This window comes from Mailhella massiliensis (assembly GCF_020741395.1).
GTDB classification, from domain to species: domain Bacteria; phylum Desulfobacterota; class Desulfovibrionia; order Desulfovibrionales; family Desulfovibrionaceae; genus Mailhella; species Mailhella massiliensis_A.
Genome location: NZ_DYZA01000148.1, coordinates 1 through 2519 on the forward strand (window position 1 = coordinate 1; position 2519 = coordinate 2519).

At 59.6% G+C, this 2519-nt stretch carries 4 protein-coding genes; 2 read left to right on the forward strand and 2 right to left on the reverse strand.

Annotated elements, in window-relative coordinates:
• Nucleotides 1–497, forward strand: a 497-nt coding sequence (locus K8W16_RS07360; RefSeq protein WP_304122507.1) for a hypothetical protein, incomplete at its 5' end; no start/stop codon positions are given.
• 1 nt (nt 498) lies between these two features.
• A complete protein-coding gene (locus K8W16_RS07365; protein ID WP_304122508.1) occupies nt 499–879 on the forward strand; it encodes a hypothetical protein in 381 nt (126 codons plus the stop codon).
• A gap of 21 nt (nt 880–900) precedes the next feature.
• Here the strand turns inward: K8W16_RS07365 and K8W16_RS07370 are convergent, their stop codons facing one another.
• Together K8W16_RS07370 and K8W16_RS07375 are read right to left on the reverse strand one after the other, a co-directional pair.
• The gene (locus K8W16_RS07370) at nt 901–1878 is read right to left on the reverse strand and encodes a hypothetical protein (RefSeq protein WP_304122509.1); all 978 of its coding nucleotides are present in this window, start codon (nt 1876–1878) and stop codon (nt 901–903) included.
• Nucleotides 1871–2519: lytic transglycosylase domain-containing protein (locus tag K8W16_RS07375; protein ID WP_304122510.1), on the reverse strand; the 649-nt coding region annotated here is incomplete at its 5' end. The genes K8W16_RS07375 and K8W16_RS07370, both read right to left, overlap by 8 nt.

Genomic DNA, 2519 nt, shown 5'->3' on the forward strand with positions numbered 1-2519 from the left:
TTCAGAACCTTCTGGCTCAGGAGGCAGTGAAAACGGGTTTTTTAAAGGAGTCCGTACGCAGTATTCCCGAGTTGTCCGGCCTTGTACGCTCCTTTTTCGAGCATTGTATCCGGGAATACCATTCTCTGTACGACCATGTGGAACCTCTTGCTGTGTTGGGTTCCTGCTGTTTTGCGGGAGCAGCGGCCGCCCATCTGTGGAACGCTGTGGGAGAAGAGCTCCTGAAAAGCAATCTTTTTGCTCTGCTTTCCCGGGAGCGCGGCATGAAATACCTGGACGACACGGCGCTGGAGTTTGCGGCCATGCCCGGAGGCAGCCCTGAAGGTGACCGCCTTGCGGCCTGCATCAAGGGAAGCTGGAGCATCATGGCTCTGGCCGCCATGAGCGGAGCAGTGAAGGGGCGGCAGGCCGAGGAAGCCATGCTCTTTCTTCAGGCTACGGCGCAGGCCATGTTCCTTCTTGGAGAAGCCATAGTGCTGGCAAGGGAGGAGGACTGAGATGGGAGTGTTTCAACATGAGTCCACAGCGCTGCTCCGGGCAGGGGTGGACAGAATGCTGCAGAGTGAAGCCGTCATGGGAGCACTGAGATACAAGGTGGGGCGCTATGCAGATATTCTTGAACTTCGCTGTGCTGAAGAGAAAGGCATAACCGCGCGTGTACGGCTCAGGGGTTTTTCGGAAGAAGTGCGTATTACCCTCCGCCGCGTCGAAGCAGGGGAAGGCGGTACATGGTTGCGGCCTGTGGATATTTTTGCCGACCGCGAAGGAGTGGACGCCCTGCTCAAGGACATGGTGCTGGGGAAGACGTTTGAACTTCCCACCGCGGCTAGACCCTTTGCCGGCGTGCTGGCAAAGCTTTTCGATGAAAAGAATTCCTGAGACGGTCTTCCCTCCATACCGCTACCGCAGGGTTATGGCGATGGTGCGCGCGTCCTCCTGCGCGACCGAGCACTGCGAAGGCTGCCCTGCGAGGGAGAAGACGATCACGGTGTCGCTGTTGCGAAATTCCACGGACATGCCTTTGACAAGATTCGTGCTTACTCGCCGGAAGGCTACCTTCCAGCGTCCTTTCAGGGTGACTTCATAACGCAGAGGCTCTTCCTTCAGCGCCCCCTCAGCCGTCAGACAATTTCCTGCCCCGGCGATGCGGAAAAGCATGGACGTGGGCGCCTGCTCCAGCGTGATCCAGGTTTTTTTCGGTGCAGCGCGGCTGTCCGCTTCTTCTTTTTTTTCCTCAGGCGCGGCATCTGCCGCTTGTCTTTCGGGGAGAGCGTCGTTTTTGGCTTGGCCGGATACGGAGCTTTCTTCAGAAGGCCCGTTTTTTGTGTCTTCCCGGGGGGAGGGCGCAATTTCTCCCTCTTTCTGCATGGGAGCGGGCGCCGGCTTTTCGGCAGAGGGCGGAACGCTCTGTTTTTCATCCTTCGTCATTGCCGGGGCTGCGCTTTTTTCCTTTGCCGGGTAGGCCTGGGGGTCGATTTTACCGGAAACCGTATGCCCGCCCGGGGATTCGCCCTTATCTTCATCTTTCGTCACTTCTTCCATCGGAAACGCGACAGGGGAAGCCTCAGCGGGCTCCTCGGGAGCGCCGCTCACTGCCGCCGGGGCAGGCTGCGGTGCAGAAGGCGCGGGCAGTATGCCCATGGCGTCGCTCACAGTGCCCCGCTGCCCGTCCACATCGCACAGGGCATTCATGGGATATTCGCAGAAATTATCCAGGCGTATGCGCGAGGCCTCAAGGGAAGCCTGAAGTTCGCGGTTCTGCTGCTCCAGCCTTTTGCTTTCTTCCCAGGACTGCCAGAACAGCCAGGCCCCACAGCCGACAGCCAGAAGAAGGGTCGCGAGGCTTGCGGCGATAAGGGTTGTGAGAAATTTATTCATGGCTGTTTTCCCGCTGTTTCGAGGTGGAAGTTTCCGCCAGGCGGTGGGCCGTCACCTGCCTGAGGTAGGCCTGTGTTTCGGGGAAGGGCGGGACGCCGCCGTACTTGACGACGTTGGCCGGTCCGGCGTTGTAGGCCGCAAGCGCCAGGTCGAGGGAGCCGAAGCGGTCGAGCTGACGGCGCAGGTAGGCACTGCCGGCCATGACGTTGGCCTCGGCGTCATAGGGGTCTTCCAGGCCCAGTTCCTTCTGAGTTTCCGGCATGATCTGCATGGCTCCGCGCGCTCCTTTGGGGGAAACGGCGTGGGCCTGAAAGGCTGATTCCGTGCGTATGACGGCGGCGATGAGCGATTCCGGCAGGTCGTAGGCCTTGGCGGCCTTTGCAATAATGCGCCGCCATTCTTCCGGAGCCGTGTATATCTTTCCTTCGTTCATGGCTTCGGCAAGCTCGGGGGTGACCATGGGGCGGGGCAGGGCCAGCAGGCGGGCGGAGGGGGAAAGGCTGGCCACATCCATGCTGTCGATGAGAAATTCCTGCGTATGTTTTCGTTCCAGCAGGCTGGTTTCCGTAACGCTCACTTCTTCCGAAAGTATGACGCCCGCCTGAAGGCCTGAGGGAACAAGAAAAAGCGCAAGGGTCCAC

Bases quoted from the DNA above. Each gene is read 5' to 3' on its own strand.
- K8W16_RS07370 (WP_304122509.1), bottom strand. From the start codon at position 1,878: ATGAATAAATTTCTCACAACCCTTATCGCCGCAAGCCTCGCGACCCTT.
- K8W16_RS07365 (WP_304122508.1), top strand. From the start codon at position 499: ATGGGAGTGTTTCAACATGAGTCCACAGCGCTGCTCCGGGCAGGGGTG.